Source organism: Microbacterium phycohabitans (genome assembly GCF_032464935.1).
Lineage (GTDB): Bacteria > Actinomycetota > Actinomycetes > Actinomycetales > Microbacteriaceae > Microbacterium > Microbacterium phycohabitans.
In genome coordinates this window covers 722870-746932 of the sequence record NZ_JAWDIT010000002.1, presented here as the reverse complement: position 1 = coordinate 746932, position 24063 = coordinate 722870, and the positions used below count along the sequence as shown (strand labels likewise).

Below are 24063 nucleotides of genomic sequence, written 5' to 3'. Positions count from 1 at the left end.
CCGCGCTCCGGCATCCCTCGCACTCATCACTGAACCCAAGGACGTCTTCCCATGAACGAAAAGGTCATCACCTCGTACGCCCAGGCCCCCGCGAAGACCGTCACGGTCGGCCCGGACACCTTCGCCTACCGCGAACTCGGTCCGAGGGAGGAGATCCCCGTCGTCTTCTTCGTCCACCTCGCCGCAACCCTCGACAACTGGGACCCCCGCATCATCGACGCGATCGCGAAGACCCGTCACGTCATCACGTTCGACCAGCTCGGCGTCGGAGCCTCCAGCGGCCGCGTGCCCGACACCATCGACACCGCCGCCGATGACGCCTACCGGTTCATCACCCGGGGTCTCGGCCTGGAGAAGATCGACGTGTTCTCGTTCTCGATGGGCGGGATGATCGCCCAGGACCTCGTGGTAACGCACCCCGACCTCGTTCGCGGTCTCATCCTCACCGGCACGGGCCCCCGCGGCGGCAAAGACATGGACAAGGTCGTCGGCACGACCTACGGGGATATCTTCCGGTCGGTCATCACACGCTCGGACCCGAAGGAGTTCCTGTTCTTTAACCGCGACGCCGAGGGCAAGAGGGCCGGGAAGGCGTTCGTCGAGCGACTCACGGAGCGCACCGTCGACCGTGACGAGAAGATCTCCACCAGGGCGTTCAGCACGCAGCTGAAGGCAATCGTGGCGTTCGGCCGCTCCGCGCCGTCCGACCTCTCGGTGATCACGTCCCCCACGCTCATCGCCAACGGCGACAACGACCGCATGGTCCCCAGCATCCTCTCCGAGGACCTACACCGCCGCATCGCCGGTTCCGAGCTGATCATCTACCCGAACTCCGGGCACGGTGGCATCTTCCAGTACTGGGAGGAGTTCGCGCCGGTCGCGGCGAAATTCCTCGACGACGTCCGCGCCTGACCCGTGTCGGGCAGCGTGATCCTCCGGCATCCGGAGAGCTGACACCGCGGACACCCTCAGCGAAGCGCCCGTCGGGATCTCCGGCGAGGACGACTGACGCGGCGCGATCACGAGGCGGGTACGGGCTACGTGGCCGGCACCCGCTCATCGTCCTCGACGCCGCGGAGGATCGCCTCGACCTGGGCGCGGACGACCGCGAGGATCTCGTCGACGCTCGTCTCCGCCGTCGGCGCCGAGGCCATCGCGACCAACAGCCCGGAAGAGATGACCCGCGCCAACACCGCCGCATCGCCCTCGCTGCGTCCGGCGCGCGTGACGATCAGATCGATGAGGGTCTGCTCGCTCTCGCCGACGACCCGGAGCGCCTCCGCGTGGTGCGGCTCCGCCGCGTCACCGAAGATCATCTCCCTCAGGTACGTGCGGCCGTTGTCGACCTGCGCCCGGTTGCACGCGACGACCGGCGCCAGCAGCGCGAGGACACCGTCGACCGCCCCGGATGCCGCCGCCGCGGCGCTGCGACCTTCGTCGAGGGCGCGGGAGTAGTGCGCGTTCTGCACGAGGAGGAGCAGCTCCCCCTTGGTCTTTGCATAGAGGAAGAGGGTGCCGGTGCCGATGTCGGCGGCGTCGGCGATCTCCTGCGTCGTGACGTCGTCGACGCCGCGCTCGGCGAAGAGTGCACCCGCGGCGGCCATGATGCGCTCGAGCTTCTCCTGCTTGTTGCGCTCGCGACGGCCCACGGGCGGTGAGGTCGGTGACATCTTCGCTCCTCCGGGAATTAATGCTGAGTAGCCCCGGTTATGAGCGTAGTCACTAACGTCGAAGGCCTTCTCGATTCTCCCACCCTCGGCCCGGTGACGACCTGTCCGACGACCCACGCCTGACCCCGACAAGGAAGAGAAACACCCTCATGACCTCACTCGACGGAGCAACCGTCCTCGTCACCGGCGCGAACGGGGGCATCGGCACCCAGTTCGTGCGCGAGGCGCTCGCCCGCGGCGCGGCGAAGGTCTACGCCACCGCCCGCACCCCCCGCACCTGGGTCGACGAGCGCATCTTCCCCCTGCCGCTCGACGTGACGGATGCCGCATCGATCGAGGCCGCCGTCGCCGCAGCCCCCGACGTCACGATCCTGATCAACAACGCCGGCGCGTCGCCCTCGAGCTTCGGCATCCTGAATCACACCGACGAAGAGATCCGCAGCAACATCGAGACGAACTTCGTCGGGCCCCTGATGCTCGCGCGCGCCTACGCCCCGTTGCTGTCGGCCAGGGCCGGCGAGACCGCGATCATCGACATCCACTCCGCAATGGCCTGGTACGCCGTCGGCGGCATCTACTCGGCGACGAAGGCGGCCCTCTGGTCGGCGACGAACTCGATGCGCCTCGAGCTGCACCCCGCCGGCGTGCAGGTCGTAGGCGTGCACGTCGGCTGGGTCGACACGGCGATGGCCGCGGGATCGACCGACCCGAAGCTCGACCCCGCCGTGCTCGTCGCGAAGGTGTTCGACGCCACCGAGGCGGGAGAGTACGAGGTGCTGGCCGATGAGACCTCGGTCCAGGTGAAGGCGGCGCTGTCGGCGCCCCTCGAGGCGCTGTACCCGCAGCTCGCGAAGTAGGGATCCGACGCAGGGGAAGCGGGGGGCATCACGCGATGCTCCCCGCCTCCGCATCTTCTCGGGGTTCGGAACGCACGCCAGAGGGATGCCACTACGCCCCGCGTACCCTGTGCACATGCTCCAGGCCGACGACCTCCGCGACGCCCTCGTCGACCACATCGCCGGGGTCGACTTCGACGCCCACGGCCTGCACGTCCGTGTCGGAGACGACGTCGCCACCCACCGCTGGGCGCCCGACGTGCGCGAGGAGATCCACTCGGTCGCCAAGGCGGTCGCGGTGCTGGCCGCGGGTATCGCGGCCGACGAGGGGCTCGTGTCGCTCGACGAGCCGGTCGCGTGTCTCCTCCCCGGCACGGCGGCCGACGACGTGACCCTGCGTCACCTGCTGTCGATGTCGAGCGGGATCGACCTGCCGTGGTCGGAGACGATGATGACCGACTGGCCCGACCTGTCCGCCGAGTTCCTCTCGCGCCCCTCACGGGGTCGCGTCTTCCAGTACTCCAACGCCAGCACGTACACGGCCATGCATGCCCTGTCGCAGCGCACCGGTGACGTCGAGGATTACCTGCGCCCGCGCCTGTTCATCCCCCTGGGCCTTGCCGACGTCTCCTGGCGGAGGTGCCCGAACGGGCGGGTGCTCGGCGGCGAGGGGATCGCCCTGCGCACCGAGGAGATGGCGCGCCTGGGCCTGCTCATCCGCGATCGAGGAGTCTGGAACGGGCGCGTCCTCGTCTCGCCCGGAACCGTGGATGCCATGCACTCCGGGTGGATCGACACCGGCAGCGCCGGCGACGGGTACCGCCTCTACGCCCTCTCCGGCTGGGAGGGTCCGGGCGGCGCGTGGCGCCTGCACGGCGCCTACGGACAGCTGGTCGTCTTCGTCGACGATGCCGTCGTCACGATCTCCGCCGACGACCACGCTGGCGCGGACGCCGTGGCCGCCTTCATCGCCCGGATCGCTGCCCGATGAATCATTTTCCGGATATCGGGAATGCGGCATCCGAGGCATTCGTTGGTCACGTTCCAGCGACCAGTGGTTGAACGACCTGCGCGTCAGATTGCGCAGCGGCCCGAGTGCGCGTAGTGTCGCGCGCCGTGACTGACGAAAGTCGCGTTGACGGCGAAGAGACGCCGATCGCGAAACGCATCCTGATCGGCGAGCCCCTCACCTCCGAGAAACTCGACGAGCAGCTCCTCCCCAAGAAGATGGCGTTGCCCATCTTCGCCTCCGACGCCCTCTCCTCCGTGGCCTACGCCCCGCAGGAGTTGCTGATGATCCTCCTCATCGGCGGGACGGCTCTGCTGACCCTCAGCCCGTGGGTCGCGGTGGCGGTCGTGGTGCTGCTGGTCGTGGTGGTGCTCAGCTACCGTCAGCTCATCAAGGCCTACCCCTCGGGCGGTGGCGACTACGAGGTCGCCAGCAAGAACCTCGGCGAAGTACCGGGTGTCGTCGTGGCGGCGGCCCTGCTCGTCGACTACGTGCTCACGGTCGCCGTGTCGGTGGCATCCGGAGTCGACAACATCATCTCGGCGCTCCCCGAGCTCAACCCCTTCCGGGTGGAGATCGCGGTCGGCTTCGTCATCCTCATCGTCATCGTCAACCTCCGCGGCGTGCGCGAGGCCTCGAGCGTCTTCGCGATCCCCACCTACCTCTTCATCGGGTCGGTCGGACTGATGATCGTCGTGGGCCTCGGCCGCACCTTCCTCGGATTCGCCCCCGTCGCCTCGAGCGCCCAGTACGAGGTGCAGGCCGAATCGCTGACGCAGGCCGCGCTGATCCTGCTCGTGCTGCGCGCGTTCTCGAGCGGCTGTTCCGCCCTCACGGGCGTCGAGGCCGTGTCGAACGGCGTGCCCGCGTTCCGGATGCCGAAGATCCGCAACGCCCAGACGACGCTGACGATGATGGGCGGCATCGCCATCGTCCTGTTCGTCGGCCTCACCGCTCTCGCGCTCATCTCGGGCGTGCACTACGCCGAGAACCCCTGCAACCTCATCGGCTTCGACTGCGCCAACAACCCGCAGCCGAGCCTGATGGCGCAGGTCGCCGCCGCGACCTTCGGCATGGGCAGCATCCCGTTCTTCGTCATCCAGGCCGCCACCGCGTGCGTGCTGCTGCTCGCGGCCAACACCGCCTTCAACGGCTTCCCCCTGCTGGGGTCGGTGCTCGCGCGCGACGGCTACGCCCCGAAGGCCCTCAACACCCGCGGCGACCGCCTCGTGTACTCGAACGGCATGATCATCCTCGGCATCGTCGCCATCGGCGTGCTCGTGGTCTACCAGGCGAACCTCACCACGCTGATCCAGCTCTACATCATCGGCGTCTTCGTGTCGTTCTCGCTCGGCCAGATCGGCATGGTCCGGCACTGGCGCCGCGCGCTGCGGGGGCTGAAGACGCTCTCGCCCGAGGCCGCGAAGCAGCAGTCCGCGGCGATCGAGCGCCGCTCGGCCATCTCGGGCCTGTGGATCAACTCCGTCGGCGCCGGCATGACCGTGCTCGTACTGCTCATCGTGACCATCACGAAGTTCACGCACGGCGCGTGGCTGGTCTTCATCGCCATCCCGATCCTCGCGGTGCTGATGATCGGCGTGAATCGCTACTACCGCGACGTCGAGCACGAGATCCGCATGGACGACGACGTGCACTTCGGCTCGTCGGGCGACGTGGCCATCGTGCTGGTCAACCGCCTGCAGAAGCCCGTCATGAAGGCGATCGACTACGCCCTGGCGGCCAACCACGACAAGACCCTCGCCGTGCACGTCGCGATCACCGACGAGGATGCCGCGAAGCTCCAGAAAGAGTGGGCGGAGCACGACCTCCCCCTGCCCCTCGTGATCATCGACTCGCCGTATCGCACCTACAGCTCGCCGGTGTCGACCTTCATCAAGAAGTACCGCGAGAACAACGGCTCGGCCGTCGTGACGGTGTACCTGCCGCAGTTCATCGTCGGGCACTGGTGGGAGTCGATCCTGCACAACCGACGCTCCCGCCGCCTCGCGCAGCAGCTCATGCTGGTGCACGGCGTCTCGATCACGCTGGTGCCGTGGCTGCTGGACTCCTCGGAGCTCATCTACGGCCGCCGCTCGCGGCCCCTGCCCGGCCAGCAGCGCAGTGGTCGGCCAGTCGCCGAGGTGCCGGCGACCAAGTCGAAGAAGACGCCGCCGGGTTCGGCATCCTGAGCCCCGTCCGAACGCCCTCGCCCGCGCGGCGGGGGCGTTCGGCGTTCCGCGACGCGGGCCTTCGGCATCCGGTGGACCGGAGCGCCGTCGAGTGTCCAGAACACCCGGACGCGTTCGAAAAACGTCCGGGTGTTCTGGACACTCGGCTGTGGGATGGAGAGGGCGCGCGTCAGTCGGTCGGCCGCCGCCGCATCCGCTTCACGTCGGTGCGGCGCTGCTTGGCCTTCAGGCGCCGCTCCTGCGACCCGCGGGTGGGCTTCGTCGCGCGACGCGGCGGCGCCGGCGGCCGCACCGCCTCGGCCACGAGGGCGGCGAGGCGGGCACGTGCGGCGTCGCGGTTGCGCAGCTGAGCGCGCTCCTCCGACGCCGCGATCGTGATCACGCCGTCGACCAGGCGATGGCCGAGCCGTTCGAAGACACGCTCGCGCTGCACCGTCGACAGGACGGCGGATGCCGCGGCATCCCACATCAACTCCACCCGGGAGTCCGCGGTGTTCACGCCCTGACCGCCCGGACCCGACGAGCGCGAGAACCGCCACGACAGCTCGGCCGCCGGGATGGTGAGTCCCGCGGTCACGCGCACGTCCATGTCGGCCATGCCTCCATCATGCGCGGTCGGCGCGCAACTCCTGCAGAATCGGCGTCCCGACGGTTTCGGCTCCCGTGGAGGCACGCCATGCAGGAGTTGTGCACCGCGACCCGCGCGGCCCGCGGTTCCAGCGACCCCGTAAGCACTCCGTATGCGTCCGTCAGCGACCCGTAGGGAAAGCGTTAGGGCCCGAGGATGCCGCGCCCCGGCGGAGTTGTATCGACACACGTGCCGCCCCGCGGCGCCCGCGGTGCTGCCGCGGTTGTGTATCCGAACCTGGAGTCGTCGTGCTCGATGCCGTCTTCCTCGCCGCGACCGTCGCGCTGTTCGCGCTGTTCGCCCTCGTCGCCAAGGGGGTCGAGAAGCTGGGCCCCGACGCCCGTTCCTCGGCGCCCCGCACTCGGACGCGAGGGGGCGACCGGCCGTGATCTTCTTCTCCATCCTCGCCGCGGTCCTCGCGGTCGCCGCCGTGGTGTACCTCGTGGTCGCCCTCGTCCGTCCCGAGAAGTTCTGACCCATGGATGCCGGAACCCTCTGGTCGATCGTCCTGACCAGCCTCACCCTCATCGTCGCCCTGGGCCTGGCCTACCGCCCCCTCGGTGACCACATCGCCCGCATCTACACCGGCGAGCGCGATCTCGCCGTCGAGCGCGGGCTCTACCGCCTGATCGGCGTCGACGCGCGCAGCGCCCAGACGTGGCAGGCCTACCTGCGCTCCGTCCTGCTGTTCTCGGTCGTCGGCGTGGTCTTCGTCTACGCGCTGATGCGCCTGCAGCCGGTGCTGCCGTTCGCGCTGGGGATCGAGGCCCCGAGCGAAGCCCTGTCGTTCAACACCGCCGTCTCGTTCGTCACCAACACCAACTGGCAGTCGTACGCGGGCGAGTCCACCCTGGGCTACACGGTGCAGTTCGCCGCGCTCACGGTGCAGAACTTCGTCTCGGCCGCCGTCGGCATCGCCGTCGCGGTCGCCCTGGTGCGCGGCTTCGCGTACCGCCGCAGCGGCGTGATCGGCAACTTCTGGGTCGATCTCGTGCGCGGCACGTTCCGCCTGCTGCTGCCGTTCGCGGTCATCGCGGCCGTCGTGCTACTCGCGGGCGGCGTCGTGCAGAACCTCACCGGATTCACGGATGCCACGACCCTCACGGGTGCGGCCCAGTCGATCCCGGGCGGGCCGGTGGCATCCCAGGAGGCGATCAAGCTGCTCGGCACCAACGGTGGCGGCTTCTTCAACGTCAACTCCGCGCACCCGTTCGAGAACCCGACCCCGTGGACGAACCTCTTCGAGATCTTCCTCATGCTGGTGATCCCGTTCTCGCTCCCCCGCGCCTTCGGCCGCATGGTCGGCGACGACCGCCAGGGCTACACGATCCTCGGCGTGATGGCGGCGATCTTCGTGGCATCCACCGCGCTGCTCACGTGGGCCGAGACGGTCGGCGCGGGAACCGCGCCGGGGCTGGCCGGCGCGGCGATGGAGGGCAAGGAGGTGCGCTTCGGCATCTTCGGCTCGACGCTGTTCGGCTCGACGAGCACGCTCACCTCGACCGGCGCCGTCAACTCGATGCACGACAGCTACACGGCGTTGGGCGGCATGATGCCGATGATCAACATGATGCTCGGCGAGGTCGCCCCCGGCGGCGTCGGCTCGGGCCTGTACGGCATGCTGATCCTCGCCGTGATCGCCGTGTTCGTCGGCGGACTGCTGATCGGCCGCACGCCCGAGTACCTCGGCAAGAAGATCGGGCCGCGCGAGATCAAACTCGCGAGCCTCTACATCCTCGTCACGCCCACCCTGGTGCTCGCCGGCACCGCGCTGAGCTTCGGCATCCCCGCCATCCGCTCCGACGTCGAGTCGACGTCGATATGGAACCCCGGTGTGCACGGACTCAGCGAGGTGCTCTACGCCTTTACCTCGGCGGCGAACAACAACGGCTCCGCCTTCGCAGGCCTCACCGCCAACACCCCGTGGTTCAACACCGCGCTCGGGGTGGCGATGCTGCTCGGCCGGTTCCTGCCGATCGTGTTCGTGCTGGCCCTGGCCGGTGCCCTCGCAGCCCAGGACGCCGTGCCCGCGACGGTCGGCACGCTGCCGACGCACCGCCCGCAGTTCGCGGGCCTGCTCGCCGGTGTCGCCGTGATCGTCACCGCCCTGACCTACTTCCCCGTCCTCACTCTCGGACCCCTCGCTGAAGGACTGACCCGCTGATGTCCACTTCCCTTTCCACGATCCCTGAGCCCGTCGAAGGGTCGTCGGCCCCCGAGCCCGTCGAAGGGTCCGGCGCCCCCGCCCCGCGCCGCGCGTTCAGCGCCGCGCAGATCGTCGCCGCCCTCCCGGGCGCGGCGAAGAAGCTCAACCCCGCCGCCCAGTGGCGCAACCCCGTCATGTTCCTCGTGTGGGTGGGCGCGGCGCTGACCACGCTCATCGCGATCGCCGAGCCGTTCCTCGGGGACGCTTCGACGGGCTCAGCGTCCGACCAGCAGCTGCCGTTCGGGTTCACCTGGGGCATCGCCGTCTGGCTGTGGCTCACGGTGTTCTTCGCGAACATCGCCGAGTCGGTCGCCGAGGGCCGCGGCAAAGCGCAAGCCGCGACCCTGCGCAAGACCCGCACGACCACCTCGGCCCGCCGCGTCGTGTCGTACGACGCCACGGCCGACCCCGCGGCATCCGGAGCCTCCACCGAGGACGTGCCCTCGGGCGACCTCCGCGTCGGCGACATCGTGCTGGTGGAGACCGGGGAGCTCATCCCCGGCGACGGCGACATCGTGCACGGCATCGCGACCGTCGATGAGTCGGCCATCACCGGCGAATCGGCCCCGGTCGTGCGCGAGTCGGGCGGCGACCGCAGCGCCGTGACCGGCGGCACGCGCGTGCTCAGCGACCGCATCGTCGTGACGATCACGTCGAAGCCCGGTGAAACGTTCGTCGATCGCATGATCGCCCTCGTCGAGGGCGCCTCGCGCCAGCGCACGCCCAACGAGATCGCGCTGAACATCCTGCTGGCGAGCCTGTCGATCGTGTTCGTGGTCGTGGTGCTCGTGCTGAACCCGATCGCCTCGTACGCGGCATCGCCCGTCTCGATCCCCGTGCTCGTGGCGCTGCTCGTGTGCCTCATCCCGACGACGATCGGCGCGCTGCTCAGCGCGATCGGCATCGCGGGCATGGACCGGCTCGTGCAGCGCAACGTCCTGGCCATGTCGGGCCGCGCGGTCGAGGCCGCGGGAGACGTCACCACTCTGCTGCTGGATAAGACCGGAACGATCACCTACGGCAACCGCCGCGCCTCCGCCTTCGTCGCCATGAAGGGCGTCGGCGGCCCGGAGCTCGCGGAGTACGCCTCGCTGTCGTCGCAGGCCGACCCCACGCCCGAGGGCGTGTCGGTGGTCGAGCTGGCGGCCGCGCAGGGCATCGTCGCCGAGATGCCCCGCGGGGCCGAGCCGGTTCCGTTCACGGCGCAGACGCGCATGTCGGGGCTCGACCTCGTCGACGGCACGCAGGTGCGCAAGGGCGCCGCGTCTGCCGTGGTGGCGTGGCTCGCGGCATCTGGTTCCCCCGTCCCCGAGGCGCTGCGGGCGCAGCTGCAGAGCGCGACGGATGCCATCTCGCAGTCGGGCGGCACGCCCCTGGTCGTCGCGACCTGGACTCCGGCGGGACGCCCGGTGGCTTCGACGGGCTCAGCCACCTCCCCTGCAACCGAGGTCCCTGAGCCTGTCGAAGGGACCGGCACCCCGCAGCTCCCGGTGGCTTCGACGGGCTCAGCCACCTCCCCTGCAACCGAGGTCCCTGAGCCTGTCGAAGGGACCGGCACCCCGCAGCTCCCGGTGGCTTCGACGGGCTCAGCCACCTCCGCCGGCGTCGGCCGCGTGCTCGGCGTCATCCACCTCAAGGACGTCGTCAAAGACGGGCTGCGCGAGCGCTTCGGCGAACTGCGGGCCATGGGCATCCGCACCGTGATGATCACGGGCGACAACCCGCTCACCGCCAAGGCGATCGCCGCCGAGGCCGGAGTCGACGACTTCCTCGCCGAGGCCACCCCCGAAGACAAGCTCGCCCTCATCCAGCGCGAGCAGGAGGGCGGCAATCTCGTCGCGATGACCGGCGACGGCACCAACGACGCCCCCGCCCTGGCGCAGGCCGACGTGGGCGTGGCGATGAACACGGGCACCTCGGCCGCGAAGGAGGCCGGCAACATGGTCGACCTCGATTCCGACCCGACCAAGCTCATCGACATCGTGCGCATCGGCAAGCAGCTGCTCATCACGCGCGGCGCGCTGACGACGTTCTCGCTCGCGAACGACATCGCGAAGTACTTCGCGATCATCCCGGCGATGTTCATGGGCGTGTTCCCCGGACTCGCCGTGCTGAACGTCATGGGCCTGCACTCGCCGGCATCCGCCGTCACCAGCGCGATCATCTTCAACGCGATCGTCATCATCGTGCTCATCCCCCTCGCCCTGCGCGGCGTGAAGTACCGCGCCGCGAGCGCGTCGAGCATCCTCAGCCGCAACCTGCTCGTCTACGGGCTCGGCGGCGTCATCGTCCCCTTCATCGGCATCAAGCTCATCGACCTCGTCGTGAGCCTGCTCCCCGGCTTCTGAAAGGCCCCCTCATGCGCACCACCCTGCGTACCGCCGGCGTCGCCGTCCGCGCGATGCTCGTCTTCACCGTCCTGCTCGGCGTCGGCTACATGCTCGTCATCACCGCCGTCGGACAGGTCGCCCTCCCCTTCCAAGCCAACGGCTCGCTCGTACGCTCGGCCGACGGGCAGGTCGCGGGCTCGCAGCTGATCGGTCAGTCCTTCACGGATGCCGACGGCGCGGCGCTGCCGGAGTACTTCCAGTCGCGTCCCTCCGCCGCCGGCGACGGCTACGACTCCGCCGCCTCGAGCGGATCGAACCTCGGCCCCGAGAACGACGACCTCATCTCCTCGATCGAGGAGCGTCAGGCGGCGTCCCGCGAGCTCGACGGCTCCGGGTCGATCCCCGCCGACGCCCTGACCGCCTCGGGCTCGGGCCTCGACCCCGACATCTCCGTCGCGAACGCGCAGCGCCAGGCGGCGCGGGTCGCCGAGGCCCGCGGCATCCCGGTCTCCGACGTCGAGGCGCTCGTGCAGCAGCACGTGCAGTCCCGCGACCTGGGCTACCTGGGCGAGGCCCGCGTGAACGTGCTCGAGCTCAATCGCGCGCTCGACGCGCTCTGACGACGAGAATCAGGGACATGCGTCTGTCACCCGCCGCCGTCGCGCCTCTCGCGCGGCGGCGGCGCCGTGCGCCGGAAGCGAGCGCGGAGCGCGTCGACGCGGCCGCGGGGGCCACGGTCCCTTCGACAGGCTCAGGGACCTGGGTTCCGATCGAGCCGACTGCCCACCAGGTGGCTGAGCCCGTCGAAACCACCGCGACCCCAGCCACGCCGGTCCCTCCGACAGGCTCAGGGACCTCACGCCGCGCGGGGTCGCCCTCGCGGGTGGAAGGCGCATCGTGAAGCGCGGGCGGCTGCGCGTGCTGCTGGGCATGGCCCCGGGCGTCGGCAAGACGTACGAGATGCTCGAGGAGGGCCGCCGGCTCCGCGACGAGGGACGCGACGTCGTGATCGCCGTCGTCGAGACGCACGGACGCGCCGCCACCGCCGCCCAGGCCGAGGGGCTCGAGGTCGTCGCCCGGCGAACCGTCGCCCACCGCGGGGTCGCGCTGGACGAGATGGACCTGGATGCCGTGCTCGACCGGCATCCGCAGATCGCCCTCGTCGACGAGCTCGCGCACACCAATGCGCCCGGCTCGCGCAACGACAAGCGCTGGATCGACGTCGAGGAGCTGCTCGCGGCGGGCGTCGACGTCATCACGACCGTCAACGTGCAGCACATCGCCTCCCTCAACGACGTCGTCGAAAAGATCACGGGCGTCGTGCAACGCGAGACGGTCCCGGATGCCGTGGTGCGCGCGGCCGACCAGATCGAGGTTGTCGACCTCGCACCCCAATCGCTGCGCGATCGCCTGGCCGCGGGCTCCGTGTACCCCGCCGAGCGCATCGACGCGGCCCTGTCGAACTACTTCCGCCTCGGCAACCTCACGGCACTGCGCGAGCTCGCCCTGCTGTGGCTGGCCGACGAGGTCGACTCCGCTCTGCAGCGCTACCGCTCGGAGCACGGCATCGAGGGGTCGTGGCAGGCGCGCGAGCGCGTGGTCGTGGCCCTCACCGGCGGACCGGAGGGCGAGACGCTGCTGCGCCGCGGCGCGCGCATCGCCGCGCGGTCGGCGGGCGGCGAGCTGCTCGCCGTGCACGTGTCGACGCAGGACGGCCTGCGCGCGAGCGCCCCCGGGGCCCTCGCCGAGCAGCGCGCGCTCGTCGAGACGCTCGGCGGCACGTATCACCAGGTGGTCGGCGACGACCCCGCCACCGCGCTCGTCGACTTCGCCCGATCGGTCAACGCCTCGCAGCTCGTCATCGGCGTGAGCCGCCGCGGTCGGGTGGCGGCCGCCCTCACCGGTCCCGGCATCGGCGCGACCGTCATCCGTCTCTCCGGCGACATCGACGTGCACATCGTCAACCACGCGCGCGCCGGCGGCCGCTTCGCCCTCCCCCGCCTCACCGGTCCCGCGCTCAGCGCGAAGCGTCGCATCCTGGGCTTCGTCACCGCGCTCGTGGGCGGACCGCTCATCTCCCTGCTGCTGCTGTCGACCGGTACCGACGACTCCGTCGCCGCCGACGTGCTCGTCTATCAGTTGCTCGTCGTGATCGTGGCGCTGATCGGCGGGATCTGGCCCGCGGTGTTCGCGGCCGTGCTGTCGGGTGTCACGTTGAACTTCCTCTTCATCGAGCCGCTGTACACCGTGACCATCAGCAATCCGGCCAACGCGATCGCCCTCGCGCTCTACGTGATCATCGCGACACTCGTGAGCGTCGTCGTGGATCAGGCCGCCCGGCGCGCCCGCGCGGCCCGCCGTGCCGCCGCCGAGGCGGAGCTGCTCGCCACCGTGGCCGGTAGCGTCCTGCGCGGCGAGAGCGCCGTGCCGGCTCTGGTGAGCCGCGCCCGCGAGGCGTTCGGGCTCGCGGGGGTGCGGCTCGTGGCATCCGATGGGTCGACGCTGGCCACCGACGGCGAACCCGTCCGCGACGGCCGCTCGACCATCGTGTCCGTGGGCAACGACCGCGCGCGCCTCGAGCTCCACGGCAGCGACCTGGATGCCGGCGAGAGGCGCCTGCTCGACGTCGTCGTCGCACAGCTCGCCGCCGCCCTCGAGCGCACCGACCTGGCCGAGACCGCCGCCGAGGCCGGGGCCCTCGCCGAGACCGACCAGGTGCGCAGCGCCCTGCTCTCGGCCGTCAGCCACGACCTGCGCCGCCCGCTCGCCGCCGCCGTCGCCAGCCTCGGGGGCCTGCGCGCCGCGGGCGACAACCTCTCGGCCGACGACCGCCGCGAGCTGCTCGAGACCGCCGACGAGAGCCTCGCGACCCTGTCGGTGCTCGTGACCGACCTGCTCGACGTCAGTCGCGTGCAGGCCGGCGTGCTCGCGGTGTCGCTCACGGCGGTGGATGCCGCCGGGGTCGTGCTCACCGCACTCGACGAGCTCGACCTGGGCCCGGATGCCGTGGAGCTCGCCCTCGATCCCGATCTCCCCGCCCTGCGCGCCGACCCGGTGCTGCTGCAGCGCGTGCTCGTGAACGTGCTGACCAACGCCGAGCGCTACACGCCCGAGGGTCGACGCGTGCGCATCGCGACGAGCCGTCTGGGCGGCACCGCCGAGATCCGCGTGATCGACCATGGCCCGGGCATCGCCGCCGAGCGCCGCGAGGACATGTTCTCGCCGTTCCAGCGCCTCGGCGACACCGACAACACCGCGGGCCTCGGCCTGGGCCTCGCCCTCTCCCGCGGCTTCGCCGAAGGCATGGGCGGAACCCTCACCCCCGAGGACACCCCCGGCGGCGGCCTCACGATGGTCATCGCGCTGCCGGTCTCCGACGAGGGCCCCGCCGACGACCCGTACACCGGCGTCGCCGAGCCCGCGCCCGCGGCGAGCGCCCGCTCCGCGGCATCCCCGCCCGCGACCTCCGTGCGCCCCCCGTTCCTCCCCGCCGCGCGGCCCGCGGCATCCGGAACCCGAGAGGACGCCCCGTGAAGGTCCTGATCGCCGACGACGACCCGCAGCTCGTCCGCGCCCTGCGCATCACCCTCGCCGCCCACGGCTACGACGTGGTCGCCGCCGCCGACGGCGCCGCGGCGATCACGCTGGCCGCCCAGGCGCATCCCGACATCGTGCTGCTCGACCTCGGGATGCCGCACCTCGACGGCGTGCAGGTGATCGAGGCCCTGCGCGGCTGGACCACGGCGCCGATCATCGTCGTCTCGGGCCGTACGGGCTCAGCCGACAAGGTCGAGGCCCTCGACGCCGGTGCCGACGACTACGTCACCAAGCCGTTCCAGATCGACGAGCTGCTGGCGCGTCTGCGGGTGCACGCGCGGCGGTCGGTCCCGGCATCCGGAGACGCGGTCGTGCGCTTCGGCGACGTCGAGGTCGACCTGTCGGCGAAGGCGGTGCTGCGCGGCGGCGCCCGGGTGCACATGACCCCGACGGAGTGGCGGATGCTGGAGTTCCTGGCCCGCAACCCCGGCTCGCTCGTGACGCGCCAGACGCTGCTCAAAGAGATCTGGGCGAGCGAGCAGGTCGCCGACAGCGGCTACCTGCGGCTGTACATGTCGCAACTGCGCAAGAAGCTCGAGGCCGACCCGTCGAACCCGGCGCACCTGCTCACAGAGCAGGGGATGGGGTATCGGCTGGTGGTGTGAGGGGCGTGGCGCGTCCCGCTCGCGGGAGGCGGGGTGAACCGCCGACGGGCACACGGCGTAGGGCGAACACCGCGGCCCGCGCGGGCAGGCACCGATGGGGAGCAGACGGTGAGCCGGACTCCGGAAGAACCGCCGATGCGGGGCCGGATCCCCGCTGATCCGGGCCGCCGACGGACGGACGATCAGGAGCTCGGCTCGGCCTCGGCGGCGTCGTCGACCCCGCAGGCCTCGAACTCCGCCTGAACCCGCGCGCAGCGGCACGCGTAGACGATCGAGTGCAGCAGCATCAGCGCACCTCGCCGACGGTGTGGCATCCGGGGCAGGGGACGGCCACGCGATCGCCGACGCGCAGGTCCCCCGGCAGCACGACCGCTCCGCACGAGTCGCCGTGCGCGTCGACCACGGCGTACCGCTCGTCGTACGCGCGGGACACCCGGCCGATCAGTCGCGCCTCGCGCCAGGTCACGTCGAGACCCGCGACGCACGCGTCGAGCCGCACGGTGTCGGACGCGGCATCCACCACCGTCGCGACCACCACCGTCGTCGACTGGACCGCGGATGCCACCCCGCCCGACGCCGGGATCACCGCCGGGCCCGTGCACACGCAGGGCGTGCCGCAGATCTCGGCGAAGCAGCCGACCGACATCGCGCGCACGGTGACGTCGTCGAGCGTCGGGGCGGAGCCGGCGGGCCACGCCGCGGCGTCGAAGGGCGCCGGGATGCTGGAGCGGAGGGTCGGGAGCAAGGCCGTGAGGGTCATGGCATCCGGTCTACGCCCCCGCCGTCCCGGGATGTGGGGCCCTGACGCTTTCCATGCGGGGAGCCCGACGACCCTGACGGAACGCGCCCGGCCATCCGCCGCCGCGTAGCCTAGAAGAGTGACCCCTGCCTTCGACGTCGACGCCGTGCGCGCCGACTTCCCGATCCTCGAGACCGAGGTCGACGGCTACCCGCTCGTCTATCTCGACTCCGGCGCGACGAGCCAGAAGCCGCGCGCCGTGCTCGACGCCGAGCGCGACTTCCTCGAGCGGGCGAACGCGGCCGTGCACCGCGGCGCCCACACGCTCGCCGCCGAGGCGACGGAGCTGTTCGAAGACGCGCGCATCACGGTCGCCGACTTCGTGGGCGCCGAGCCCGAGCAGCTCGTCTGGACGAGCGGGGCCACGGGCGGCCTCAACCTCGTCGCAGGTTCGCTCGGATACGCGGGGCGCCTGCGCGAGGGCGACGAGATCGTCGTCACCGAGGCCGAGCACCACGCCAACCTGATCCCGTGGCAGGAGCTCGCCCGGCGCACCGGCGCGCGCCTGCGTCACATCCCCGTGCTCGACGACGGCATGCTCGACATGCACGCCGCGGCCGACCTCATCGGCGAGCGCACGAAGGTCGTCGCCTTCCCGCACGTCTCCAACGTCCTCGGCATCGTGAACCCGGTCGCCAAGCTCGTCACCCTCGCCCGCGCCGTCGGCGCTCTGACCGTGCTCGACGCGTGCCAGTCGGCTCCGCACCTCGCGCTCGACCTGCCGGCATCCGGGGTCGACCTCGCCGTGTTCTCGGGACACAAGGTCTACGGCTCTTATGGCATCGGCGCGCTCTGGGGTCGCGACGAGGTGCTCGAGTCCCTGCCGCCGTTCACCACGGGCGGGTCGATGATCACCACCGTCACCCTCGACGAGGCCGAGTACCTCCCGCCGCCGCAGCGTTTCGAGGCCGGGACGCAGCCGGTGTCGCAGGCCGTGGCCCTGGCCGCCGCGGTGCGCTGGCTCGGCGAGCACGACCTCGCCGCCGCGCACGCGCACGAGGCCGCGCTCGAGAAGCGCATGCGCGAGGGGCTCCGCTCGATCGACGGCATCCGGCTGCTCGGAGACACGGATGCCGCGGAGCGCGTCGCCCTGCAGGCCTTCGTCGTCGAGGGGGTCCACGCGCACGACGTGGGGCAGTTCCTCGACTCCCGCGGGGTCGCCGTCCGCGTGGGACACCACTGCGCGCAGCCCCTGCACCGCCGCTTCGGTGCGACGGCGTCGGTGCGCGCGAGCGCCGCGATCCATACGACCGAGGCCGAGATCGACACATTCCTCGACGCCGTCTCGGGCGTTCGCGGGTTCTTCGGCGTCGGCGCGGCGGGAGCACGCGCATGAGCGGGCTCGAGTCGCTGTACCAGGAGCTCATCCTCGACCACGCGAAGAACCGCCGCGGCTTCGGTCTCGCCGAGCCCGGAGCGCACAGCGCCACCGTGCACCAGCGCAACCCGATCTGCGGCGACGAGATCACGCTCCGCGTCGACGTCGACGGCGACCGCGTGGCATCCGTCACCTGGGAGGGCGCGGGCTGCTCGATCTCGCAGTCGTCGGCATCCATGCTCGTGGCCCTGCTGCAGGAAGACGGGGGAGAAGACGGGATGCCGACCGCCGACGTCCGGGCCCTGATCGAGCGGTTCCGCGAGTCGCTGCGCTCGCGCGGCAAGATCCCCCTCGACGAAGAGACCTTCGCGGATGCCGCCGCCCTGTCGGGGGTGTCGAAGTACACCGCGCGAGTGAAGTGCGCGATGCTCGCGTGGGTCGCGCTGGAAGAGGGGCTGCGGCAGGCCTGACCCACGGCACGGCCCTGTGTTCGCGCCGACCGCGGCGCTATCCTGCCCCCAGACCGACGAGAGGGCGGATGCCATGGCCACAGGTGGAGCGGGATTCAGCGACGAAGAACGCGCGGCGATGAAACAGCGCGCCGAGGAACTCAAGGCGATGAAGGGTCTCAAGGGCGCAGCGAAGCTCGAGAAGGAGAACGAGGCCTGCCTCGAGGCCATCGACAAGCTCGACGGCGTCGACCGTGCGGTCGCCGAACGGCTGCACGTCATCGTGCTCGCCGAAGCGCCGCACCTGACGCCCAAGACGTACTACGGCTTCCCCGCCTACGCCAAGGACGGCAAGGTCGTGGTGTTCTACCAGCCGGCATCCAAGTTCAAGACCCGCTACGGCACGGTGAGCTTCGACGACTCGGCCCAGCTCGACGACGGCCCGATGTGGCCGGTGTCGTACGCGGTGGTCGAGGTCACGCCCGAGGTCGAGGAGACGATCCGCGCTCTCGTGCGCAGGGCGGCTCCGGCGGCCTGACGCTCGAAGCCCTGCACCTTACGCCTCGCGGCGCGAAGCCGCACCCGTCTTGTCCGACGCTCGACCTCGGCGTTGTCTGGAGGCAGACGCCGCGTCGATGCATCCCCACCGGATGCCGCGCGGCGGGGATCCACGGATCCCGCCTGCACGACACGATCGGTCGGGTGACCGGCCGGAGAGGACGAAGATGTCAGGGAACAGAGCAGTCGCGTACAAGGAGCCCGGAGTCGTCGAGGTCATCGACACCGACTACCCCGAGTTCGAGCTGAAGGACGGGCCGGGCGTCAACCCGGCGAACGTGGGCCGCAAGGTCCCCCACGGTGCGATCCTGCGCACCGTCTCCACCAACATCTGCGGCTCCGACCAGCACATGGTGCGCGGGCGCACCACGGCTCCGGCCGGGCTCGTGCTCGGTCACGAGATCACCGGCGAGGTGGTCGAGGTCGGACCCGGCGTCGAGTTCGTCAAGGTCGGCGACATCGTCTCGGTCCCCTTCAACATCGCGTGCGGCCGCTGCCGCAACTGCAAGGAGGGCAAGACCGGCATCTGCCTCAACGTGAACCCCGACCGCCCCGGCAGTGCCTACGGGTACGTCGACATGGGCGGCTGGGTCGGCGGTCAGGCCGAGTACGTGCTCGTGCCCTACGCCGACTGGAACCTGCTGGTCTTCCCCGACCGCGAGCAGGCGCTCGAGAAGATCCTCGATCTGACGATGCTGTCCGACATCTTCCCCACGGGCTTCCACGGCGCGTACACCGCGGGCGTCCGCCCCGGATCGACGGTCTACATCGCCGGCGCGGGACCGGTGGGCATCGCCGCCGCCGTCGGCGCGCAGCTGCTGGGTGCGGCCGCGGTGCTCGTCGGCGACCTCAACCCGGAGCGCCTCGCGCAGGTGCGCTCACTCGGGTTCGAGAGCGTCGACGTGTCGAAGGGCGACCCGGGAGAGCAGATCGAGCAGATCCTCGGCGTCCCCGAAGTGGATGCCGCGGTTGACGCGGTCGGGTTCGAGGCACGCGGCCACGGGGCCGATGCGGGTCATGAAGCCCCGGCGACGGTGCTCAACTCGCTGTTCACGGTGACCGCGGCGGGCGGCGGGGTCGGCATCCCGGGCCTGTACGTCACGGGCGACCCCGGTGGAGTCGACGAGGCGGCGAAGGTCGGGTCGCTGTCGCTGCGACTCGGGCTCGGCTGGGCGAAGTCGCTGTCGTTCACGACCGGTCAGTGCCCCGTGATGAAGTACAACCGGCAGCTGATGATGGCGATCCTGCACGACAAGGTGCAGATCGCGAAGGCCGTCAACGCGACGCCCATCAGCCTTGACGAGGCCCCGCAGGGCTACGCCGACTTCGACAAGGGCGCCCCGCGCAAGTACGTGCTGAACCCGAACGGGTACATCTCGAGCTGACGCTCGCCCCGGAGCTCGCAGAACGGCGCGGTGCTCGCAGATCTCCCGGCGGAGTCTGCGAGCACCGCGTGCGACTTCGAGCTTCGACAGGGGCCCGATCGAGGGCCGGATGCCACGGCCTCGGCGCCGCGGCATCCCCCCTCACCCCATGACCACGCGCTCCATACGGCGGTAGCTCTCCTCCATGCCGTCGATCATGCCGGTGGCCAGGACCATGTCGCGGGTCGTGGCATCCGGATACTCGATCAGCAGCGTCAGCAGCGTCGCCCCGTCCTCTTCGTAGAGCGAAAGGTCGTTGACCGTCGAGGGGAAGTCGGTGCCGGTCATGTGCTCGGTCTGCACCATGCGCCGGGGATCGTCGAGCAGCAGGATCTCGCCGTCGAAACCGAAGGGCTCCCCCTCGGTGCCGGGTTCGGGGGCCCAGGCGATGCGGTATCCACCCCCGACGCGCCGATCGACCTCGTGCGTGGTCATGCGCCAGCCGTCGGGGCCGAGCATCCACTGCCGCATCAGGTCGGGGTCGACGTGCGCGCGCCACACCAGCTCGCGCGGGCCGTCGATCAGGCGTGTGATGCGCACGTGCTGGTCGCTCAGGACCTCGAGCCGCGTCCCCTTGCCCTGGGCGAACTCGCGAAGGCCCTGCAGCACGGCGTCGAGCTGGTTCATCGCGAGGGTCGAGCCCTCGACGGCGCCCATCGCGACGACCTGTTCGAGCGCCTCGAGGGAGTCGAAGCGGCTGACGTTCGTCATCCGCGAGCCCTCGGGCGTGGCCTCGAACGAGAAGACCATGCGCATCGACGGCATCCCCTCGAGGGGCTCGCCGTTCTCGTCGGCGAAGGAGTCGATGACCTCGAACCCGCGGGGTTCGTCGATCGCGGTGAACTCCCATGCTCCGCCCGCGCGCTCGCCCTGCGGAGACGTCATGTAGTACTTCGCGTGCCCGCCGACCGTGAAGTCGAACGCGTCGAACGTCGCCGGCCACCCGGGAGGACCCCAGAAGCGTTCGAGCTGACGCGGGTCGGTGAACGCCGCCCAGAGGCGGTCCGGGCCGACGGCGAAGTCGGCGATCAGGGTCATGGTGAGCGCTTCGGTGTCGCTCTCGACGGATGTGACGGGCATGACGGACTCCTTCGTCGGGTCAGGGCGCGGGGGTTTCGGGGGCGGATGCCGTGGCGGGCGGCGTCCCTGTGGTCGGAACTGCGGCGGGTCGAGGGGTGGATGCCGCTCCACCCGGTGGCTCTGTGGGCGGGACCGCTGTGGATGCCGCGGCATCCGCCTCTTCGGACAGCAGCGCGTCGAGCCGGTCGACGCGCCCGCGCCAGAGGTCTTCGTACGAGCGGAGCAGCTGCTGCGCCCGGGCGATCGCGGACGGATCGGCACGCACGAGCCTCACCCTCCCCTCCGCGCGCTTGGTGATGAGCCGCGCCTCGGCGAGCACGGCGATGTGCTTCGACACCGCCGCGAACGACATCGCGTAGGCCGCCGCGAGCTGAGTCACCGACTGCTCGGAGACCAGCGTGCGCCGCACGATGTCGCGCCGCGTGGCATCGGCGAGGGCGTGGAACACCCGGTCGATGTCGGCGTCGCTCTGTTGTTCAACCATTTGGTTGCACGTTAGCGGTGATCGACCCGTGCGGCAAGGGGCTCATGACGGCGCGCCGCAGCGACTCTCAGACAGCCGGCCGCCCGGATTCGCTAACCGGGGGAGAGTCCTGGCGCAAGGCGGCCCCTCTATACCCCCATGGGGTATACGCTCGCCGGGTCGGCACGAGAGGAGGACTCATGAGCGATCATCACGTCCACGCTGCGCCCTCCGACCAGGGACGCGCGGGACAGCACGAGTCGATGCGTTCCGCACCCGGAGACCACGCGGAGCACGGGCACCACCAGGAACATGCCGCCCATACCGGGCACGGCGGGCACGGAGGGCACGGAGGGCACGGAGGGCACGGCGATCACGTTGCCGCTTTCCGACGACTGTTCTGGATCATGCTCGTGCTGGCCGTGCCGGTCGTCGCGTTCTCGCCGATGTTCGCGATGCTGCTGGGCTATCCGCTGCCGGATGCCGCGTGGCTCGGGTGGATCTCGCCGGCTCTGGGCACCGTGATGTACGTCTGGGGCGGATCGCCGTTCCTGACCGGCGCCGTGTCGGAGGTGCGCTCCCGCGCGCCGGGCATGATGCTGCTCATCGCGCTGGCCATCACCGTCGCCTTCGTCGCATCGTGGGGGGCGAGTCTCGGCATCCTGGATCACGAACTCGACTTCTGGTGGGAGCTCGCCCTCCTGATCGTGATCATGCTGCTCGGGCACTGGATCGAGATGCGGTCGCTCGCGCAGACGACCTCCGCGCTCGACTCGCTCGCGGCGCTCCTTCCCGACGAGGCCGAACGCGTCGAGGACGACGCCACGGTCACCGTTGCGCCGGCGGAGCTCCGCGTCGACGACGTCGTCGTGGTGCGTCCGGGGGCGCGGGTGCCCGCTGACGGACAGATCGTCCAGGGCTCGGCGAGCATGGACGAGTCGATGATCACGGGCGAATCGCGCCCGGTCCGCCGCGCCGAGGGCGATGCCGTCGTCGCGGGCACGGTGGCCACCGACTCGGGCGTACGGGTCCGCATCACCGCGGTCGGCGACGACACCGCCCTCGCCGGCATCCAGAAGCTCGTGTCGGACGCGCAGAATTCGTCGTCGCGCGCGCAGCGCATCGCCGACCGTGCGGCCGCGTGGCTGTTCTGGTTCGCGCTCGGCTCCGCCGTCATCACGGCGGTGGCCTGGACGCTCATCGGCCTGCCCGACGAAGCGGTGGTGCGCACGATCACCGTGCTCGTGATCGCGTGCCCTCACGCGCTCGGCCTCGCCATCCCGCTGGTGGTGTCCATCGCGACGGAGCGGGCCGCGCGGGCCGGTGTGCTCGTGAAGGACCGTCTCGCGCTCGAGAGCATGCGGGCCGTCGACACCGTGCTTTTCGACAAGACGGGAACGCTCACCGCGGGCGCCCCCGCGGTGACGGCCGTCGCTCCCACCTCCGACGCCGACGCGGACCGCGTGCTCGCGTGGGCAGCCGCGGCGGAATCCGATTCCGAGCACCCGCTGGCCCGGGCGATCGTCGCCGCCGCGGAGGCCGAGGCGCTCACGGTGCCCCGCGCCGACGATTTCTCCTCCGCTCCCGCCGTCGGCGTGCGCGCCCGGGTCGAGGGCAGAGTCGTCGAGGTCGGCGGACCGCACCTGCTCGAGGAGAAGGGTCTCGACGAGATCGACGAGACGCGATCGTGGCGCGATGAGGGTGCGATCATCCTGCACGTCGTGGTCGACGGTGCGGTCGCCGGTGCCCTGCGACTCGCTGACGAGGTGCGCCCCGAGTCGATCAGCGCCGTGCGGTCGCTGCGCGATCGGGGCGTCGGGGTGGTGATGATCACGGGCGATGCCGAGGCCGTCGCCGCGTCCGTGGCCGAGGCCGTCGAGATCGACCGGTACTTCGCGGGCGTGCGCCCCGAGGACAAGTCGTCGAAGGTCGAGCAGTTGCAGCGCGAGGGGAGGACGGTGGCGATGGTCGGCGACGGCGTGAACGACGCCCCGGCTCTCGCTCAGGCCGACGTGGGCATCGCCATCGGGGCGGGGACCGACGTGGCGATCGCCTCCGCCGGCGTGATCCTGGCGCACGACGACCCCCGCGCCGTCCTGTCCGCGATCGACCTGTCGCGTGCCGCCTACAGCAAGATGACGCAGAACCTGTGGTGGGCCGCGGGATACAACCTGCTCTCGGTGCCGCTGGCGGCGGGCGTGCTCGCACCGATCGGGTTCGTGCTGCCGATGTCGATCGGGGCGATCCTGATGTCGCTGTCGACCATCGTCGTCGCCGTCAACGCGCAGCTGCTCCGGAGGCTCGACCTGAGGCCGGCGGACGACCCCGGGCGCTGAGTCACCGCCTAGCCTGGAAGAGAGGAGGAGGACGATGCTCGCAGGGACATCGGTTCTACGCGACGCCCATGCACGGCGACCGGCGCTCGTCGCCGTGTTGGCGATGGTCGCGGCCGCGCTCATCGTCGGCCTGCTCGCGATGCACGTCCTCAACGACCGGGCCACGATGACCGGTCATCACGGCACCGCCGCGATCGACGCCTCGGCGGCGTCGGATCATGTCCACCCGGTCGACACGAGCCTGGCAACGATGAGCGCACAGGCGACGGATGCCGCGGATCCGGTCTGCGAGGACTGCGGCGGCGACCACGCCATGTCCGAGATGGGCTGCATCCTCGCGCTCGTGGCGGCGGCCCTCCTCGTCTTCGCGGCGACGTCGGTGCTCCGCCGGCTCGCCCTGCGCGACCTCCTGACTCCCGAGGGCACGCGACGCCGCGCGCGTTCCGCCCCCGGCCGACCCCCCTCGTTGATCTCCCTCTGCGTCTGTCGGACGTGAGCTGCGCGCGACACCGCGCGACCCCTCACCCCACAGCGCCCGCACGCGGGCGAAAGACAAGGAGAACCCA

At 70.9% G+C, this 24063-nt stretch carries 21 protein-coding genes and 1 pseudogene; 17 read left to right on the top strand and 5 right to left on the bottom strand.

Features of this window, described 5'->3' with window-relative positions; translation table 11 throughout:
- Positions 1 to 51: 51 nt before the first annotated feature.
- Positions 52 to 912 carry an alpha/beta fold hydrolase gene (locus RWH44_RS07870; protein WP_316004137.1) on the top strand — a complete coding sequence of 287 codons (861 nt, stop codon included), beginning with the start codon at positions 52 to 54 and terminating at the stop codon, positions 910 to 912.
- 125 nt (positions 913 to 1037) lie between these two features.
- On the opposite strand, the gene RWH44_RS07865 is transcribed toward RWH44_RS07870, so the two are convergent.
- Positions 1038 to 1670, bottom strand: coding sequence for a TetR/AcrR family transcriptional regulator (locus RWH44_RS07865; RefSeq protein WP_316004136.1), 633 nt, complete (start codon positions 1668 to 1670; stop codon positions 1038 to 1040).
- Between the two features lie 149 nt (positions 1671 to 1819).
- Here RWH44_RS07865 and RWH44_RS07860 point away from each other — a divergent pair, with 149 nt between their 5' ends.
- The 3 genes from RWH44_RS07860 to RWH44_RS07850 all read left to right on the top strand — a co-directional run bounded on the left by RWH44_RS07860 (position 1820) and on the right by RWH44_RS07850 (position 5704).
- A complete protein-coding gene (locus RWH44_RS07860) occupies positions 1820 to 2527 on the top strand; it encodes an SDR family oxidoreductase (protein WP_316004135.1) in 708 nt (235 codons plus the stop codon).
- A gap of 115 nt (positions 2528 to 2642) precedes the next feature.
- Entirely contained in the window at positions 2643 to 3497 is an 855-nt protein-coding gene (locus tag RWH44_RS07855) for a serine hydrolase domain-containing protein (protein ID WP_316004134.1), read from the top strand.
- A gap of 113 nt (positions 3498 to 3610) precedes the next feature.
- Positions 3611 to 5704 (top strand): APC family permease, encoded by a 2094-nt coding sequence (locus RWH44_RS07850; protein ID WP_298870357.1) that lies wholly within the window; start codon positions 3611 to 3613, stop codon positions 5702 to 5704.
- A 169-nt stretch (positions 5705 to 5873) separates the two neighbouring features.
- On the opposite strand, the gene arfB is transcribed toward RWH44_RS07850, so the two are convergent.
- A complete protein-coding gene (arfB, locus tag RWH44_RS07845; protein ID WP_316004277.1) occupies positions 5874 to 6293 on the bottom strand; it encodes an alternative ribosome rescue aminoacyl-tRNA hydrolase ArfB in 420 nt (139 codons plus the stop codon).
- A 287-nt stretch (positions 6294 to 6580) separates the two neighbouring features.
- On the opposite strand from arfB, the gene RWH44_RS07840 reads away from it, so the two are divergent.
- The 7 genes from RWH44_RS07840 to RWH44_RS07810 all read left to right on the top strand — a co-directional run bounded on the left by RWH44_RS07840 (position 6581) and on the right by RWH44_RS07810 (position 15070).
- Positions 6581 to 6721: a hypothetical protein gene (locus RWH44_RS07840; RefSeq protein ID WP_316004133.1), complete on the top strand. Its 141-nt coding sequence runs from the start codon at positions 6581 to 6583 to the stop codon at positions 6719 to 6721.
- Entirely contained in the window at positions 6718 to 6807 is a 90-nt protein-coding gene (gene kdpF / locus RWH44_RS07835) for a K(+)-transporting ATPase subunit F (RefSeq protein WP_074696280.1), read from the top strand. Before RWH44_RS07840 ends, kdpF begins: the two co-directional genes overlap by 4 nt.
- 3 nt (positions 6808 to 6810) lie before the next feature.
- Positions 6811 to 8496: a potassium-transporting ATPase subunit KdpA gene (gene kdpA, locus RWH44_RS07830; protein WP_316004132.1), complete on the top strand. Its 1686-nt coding sequence runs from the start codon at positions 6811 to 6813 to the stop codon at positions 8494 to 8496.
- Positions 8496 to 10886, top strand: a complete 2391-nt coding sequence (gene kdpB, locus RWH44_RS07825; RefSeq protein ID WP_316004131.1) for a potassium-transporting ATPase subunit KdpB — start codon at positions 8496 to 8498, stop codon at positions 10884 to 10886. Before kdpA ends, kdpB begins: the two co-directional genes overlap by 1 nt.
- 11 nt (positions 10887 to 10897) lie before the next feature.
- Positions 10898 to 11488, top strand: coding sequence for a K(+)-transporting ATPase subunit C (gene kdpC / locus RWH44_RS07820; protein ID WP_298870350.1), 591 nt, complete (start codon positions 10898 to 10900; stop codon positions 11486 to 11488).
- A 277-nt stretch (positions 11489 to 11765) separates the two neighbouring features.
- A complete protein-coding gene (locus tag RWH44_RS07815) occupies positions 11766 to 14402 on the top strand; it encodes a DUF4118 domain-containing protein (protein WP_316004130.1) in 2637 nt (878 codons plus the stop codon).
- Positions 14399 to 15070 (top strand): response regulator, encoded by a 672-nt coding sequence (locus RWH44_RS07810; RefSeq protein ID WP_316004129.1) that lies wholly within the window; start codon positions 14399 to 14401, stop codon positions 15068 to 15070. The genes RWH44_RS07815 and RWH44_RS07810 overlap by 4 nt, the downstream gene beginning before the upstream one ends.
- Before the next feature lie 286 nt (positions 15071 to 15356).
- Here the strand turns inward: RWH44_RS07810 and RWH44_RS07805 are convergent, their stop codons facing one another.
- Positions 15357 to 15830 carry a hypothetical protein gene (locus tag RWH44_RS07805; RefSeq protein ID WP_316004128.1) on the bottom strand — a complete coding sequence of 158 codons (474 nt, stop codon included), beginning with the start codon at positions 15828 to 15830 and terminating at the stop codon, positions 15357 to 15359.
- A gap of 118 nt (positions 15831 to 15948) precedes the next feature.
- Between RWH44_RS07805 and RWH44_RS07800 the strand changes: the two genes are divergently transcribed.
- The 4 genes from RWH44_RS07800 (at position 15949) to fdhA (ending at position 19579) form a co-directional block, all read left to right on the top strand.
- Complete coding sequence (locus tag RWH44_RS07800) at positions 15949 to 17205, top strand: aminotransferase class V-fold PLP-dependent enzyme (RefSeq protein WP_316004127.1); 1257 nt, start codon at positions 15949 to 15951, stop codon at positions 17203 to 17205.
- Positions 17202 to 17657, top strand: a complete 456-nt coding sequence (sufU, locus tag RWH44_RS07795) for a Fe-S cluster assembly sulfur transfer protein SufU (protein WP_316004126.1) — start codon at positions 17202 to 17204, stop codon at positions 17655 to 17657. The genes RWH44_RS07800 and sufU overlap by 4 nt, the downstream gene beginning before the upstream one ends.
- A 73-nt stretch (positions 17658 to 17730) precedes the next feature.
- A complete protein-coding gene (locus RWH44_RS07790; protein WP_316004125.1) occupies positions 17731 to 18174 on the top strand; it encodes a hypothetical protein in 444 nt (147 codons plus the stop codon).
- A gap of 187 nt (positions 18175 to 18361) precedes the next feature.
- Complete coding sequence (fdhA, locus tag RWH44_RS07785) at positions 18362 to 19579, top strand: formaldehyde dehydrogenase, glutathione-independent (RefSeq protein WP_316004124.1); 1218 nt, start codon at positions 18362 to 18364, stop codon at positions 19577 to 19579.
- Positions 19580 to 19720: 141 nt separating this feature from the next.
- Here fdhA and RWH44_RS07780 read toward each other — a convergent pair whose 3' ends face one another.
- The gene (locus RWH44_RS07780; RefSeq protein ID WP_316004123.1) at positions 19721 to 20698 is read right to left on the bottom strand and encodes an SRPBCC family protein; all 978 of its coding nucleotides are present in this window, start codon (positions 20696 to 20698) and stop codon (positions 19721 to 19723) included.
- A 145-nt stretch (positions 20699 to 20843) separates the two neighbouring features.
- Positions 20844 to 21182, bottom strand: a pseudogene (locus RWH44_RS07775) (ArsR/SmtB family transcription factor); the annotation flags it as partial.
- A 179-nt stretch (positions 21183 to 21361) separates the two neighbouring features.
- On the opposite strand from RWH44_RS07775, the gene RWH44_RS07770 reads away from it, so the two are divergent.
- Positions 21362 to 23497 (top strand): heavy metal translocating P-type ATPase, encoded by a 2136-nt coding sequence (locus tag RWH44_RS07770; protein WP_437127274.1) that lies wholly within the window; start codon positions 21362 to 21364, stop codon positions 23495 to 23497.
- 34 nt (positions 23498 to 23531) lie between these two features.
- Positions 23532 to 23993 (top strand): DUF6153 family protein, encoded by a 462-nt coding sequence (locus RWH44_RS07765; RefSeq protein ID WP_316004122.1) that lies wholly within the window; start codon positions 23532 to 23534, stop codon positions 23991 to 23993.
- Positions 23994 to 24063 lie beyond the last annotated feature (70 nt).

Excerpts from the sequence above, each read along its gene's own strand:
- RWH44_RS07870 (WP_316004137.1), top strand. The coding sequence starts at position 52 with ATGAACGAAAAGGTCATCACCTCGTACGCCCAGGCCCCCGCGAAGACC.
- RWH44_RS07765 (WP_316004122.1), top strand. The coding sequence starts at position 23,532 with ATGCTCGCAGGGACATCGGTTCTACGCGACGCCCATGCACGGCGACCG.
- kdpB (WP_316004131.1), top strand. The coding sequence starts at position 8,496 with ATGTCCACTTCCCTTTCCACGATCCCTGAGCCCGTCGAAGGGTCGTCG.
- kdpC (WP_298870350.1), top strand. The coding sequence starts at position 10,898 with ATGCGCACCACCCTGCGTACCGCCGGCGTCGCCGTCCGCGCGATGCTC.
- RWH44_RS07860 (WP_316004135.1), top strand. The coding sequence starts at position 1,820 with ATGACCTCACTCGACGGAGCAACCGTCCTCGTCACCGGCGCGAACGGG.
- RWH44_RS07770 (WP_437127274.1), top strand. The coding sequence starts at position 21,362 with ATGAGCGATCATCACGTCCACGCTGCGCCCTCCGACCAGGGACGCGCG.
- RWH44_RS07780 (WP_316004123.1), bottom strand. The coding sequence starts at position 20,698 with ATGCCCGTCACATCCGTCGAGAGCGACACCGAAGCGCTCACCATGACC.
- arfB (WP_316004277.1), bottom strand. The coding sequence starts at position 6,293 with ATGGACGTGCGCGTGACCGCGGGACTCACCATCCCGGCGGCCGAGCTG.
- RWH44_RS07865 (WP_316004136.1), bottom strand. The coding sequence starts at position 1,670 with ATGTCACCGACCTCACCGCCCGTGGGCCGTCGCGAGCGCAACAAGCAG.
- kdpA (WP_316004132.1), top strand. The coding sequence starts at position 6,811 with ATGGATGCCGGAACCCTCTGGTCGATCGTCCTGACCAGCCTCACCCTC.
- fdhA (WP_316004124.1), top strand. The coding sequence starts at position 18,362 with ATGTCAGGGAACAGAGCAGTCGCGTACAAGGAGCCCGGAGTCGTCGAG.
- RWH44_RS07855 (WP_316004134.1), top strand. The coding sequence starts at position 2,643 with ATGCTCCAGGCCGACGACCTCCGCGACGCCCTCGTCGACCACATCGCC.
- RWH44_RS07805 (WP_316004128.1), bottom strand. The coding sequence starts at position 15,830 with ATGACCCTCACGGCCTTGCTCCCGACCCTCCGCTCCAGCATCCCGGCG.
- RWH44_RS07790 (WP_316004125.1), top strand. The coding sequence starts at position 17,731 with ATGGCCACAGGTGGAGCGGGATTCAGCGACGAAGAACGCGCGGCGATG.
- sufU (WP_316004126.1), top strand. The coding sequence starts at position 17,202 with ATGAGCGGGCTCGAGTCGCTGTACCAGGAGCTCATCCTCGACCACGCG.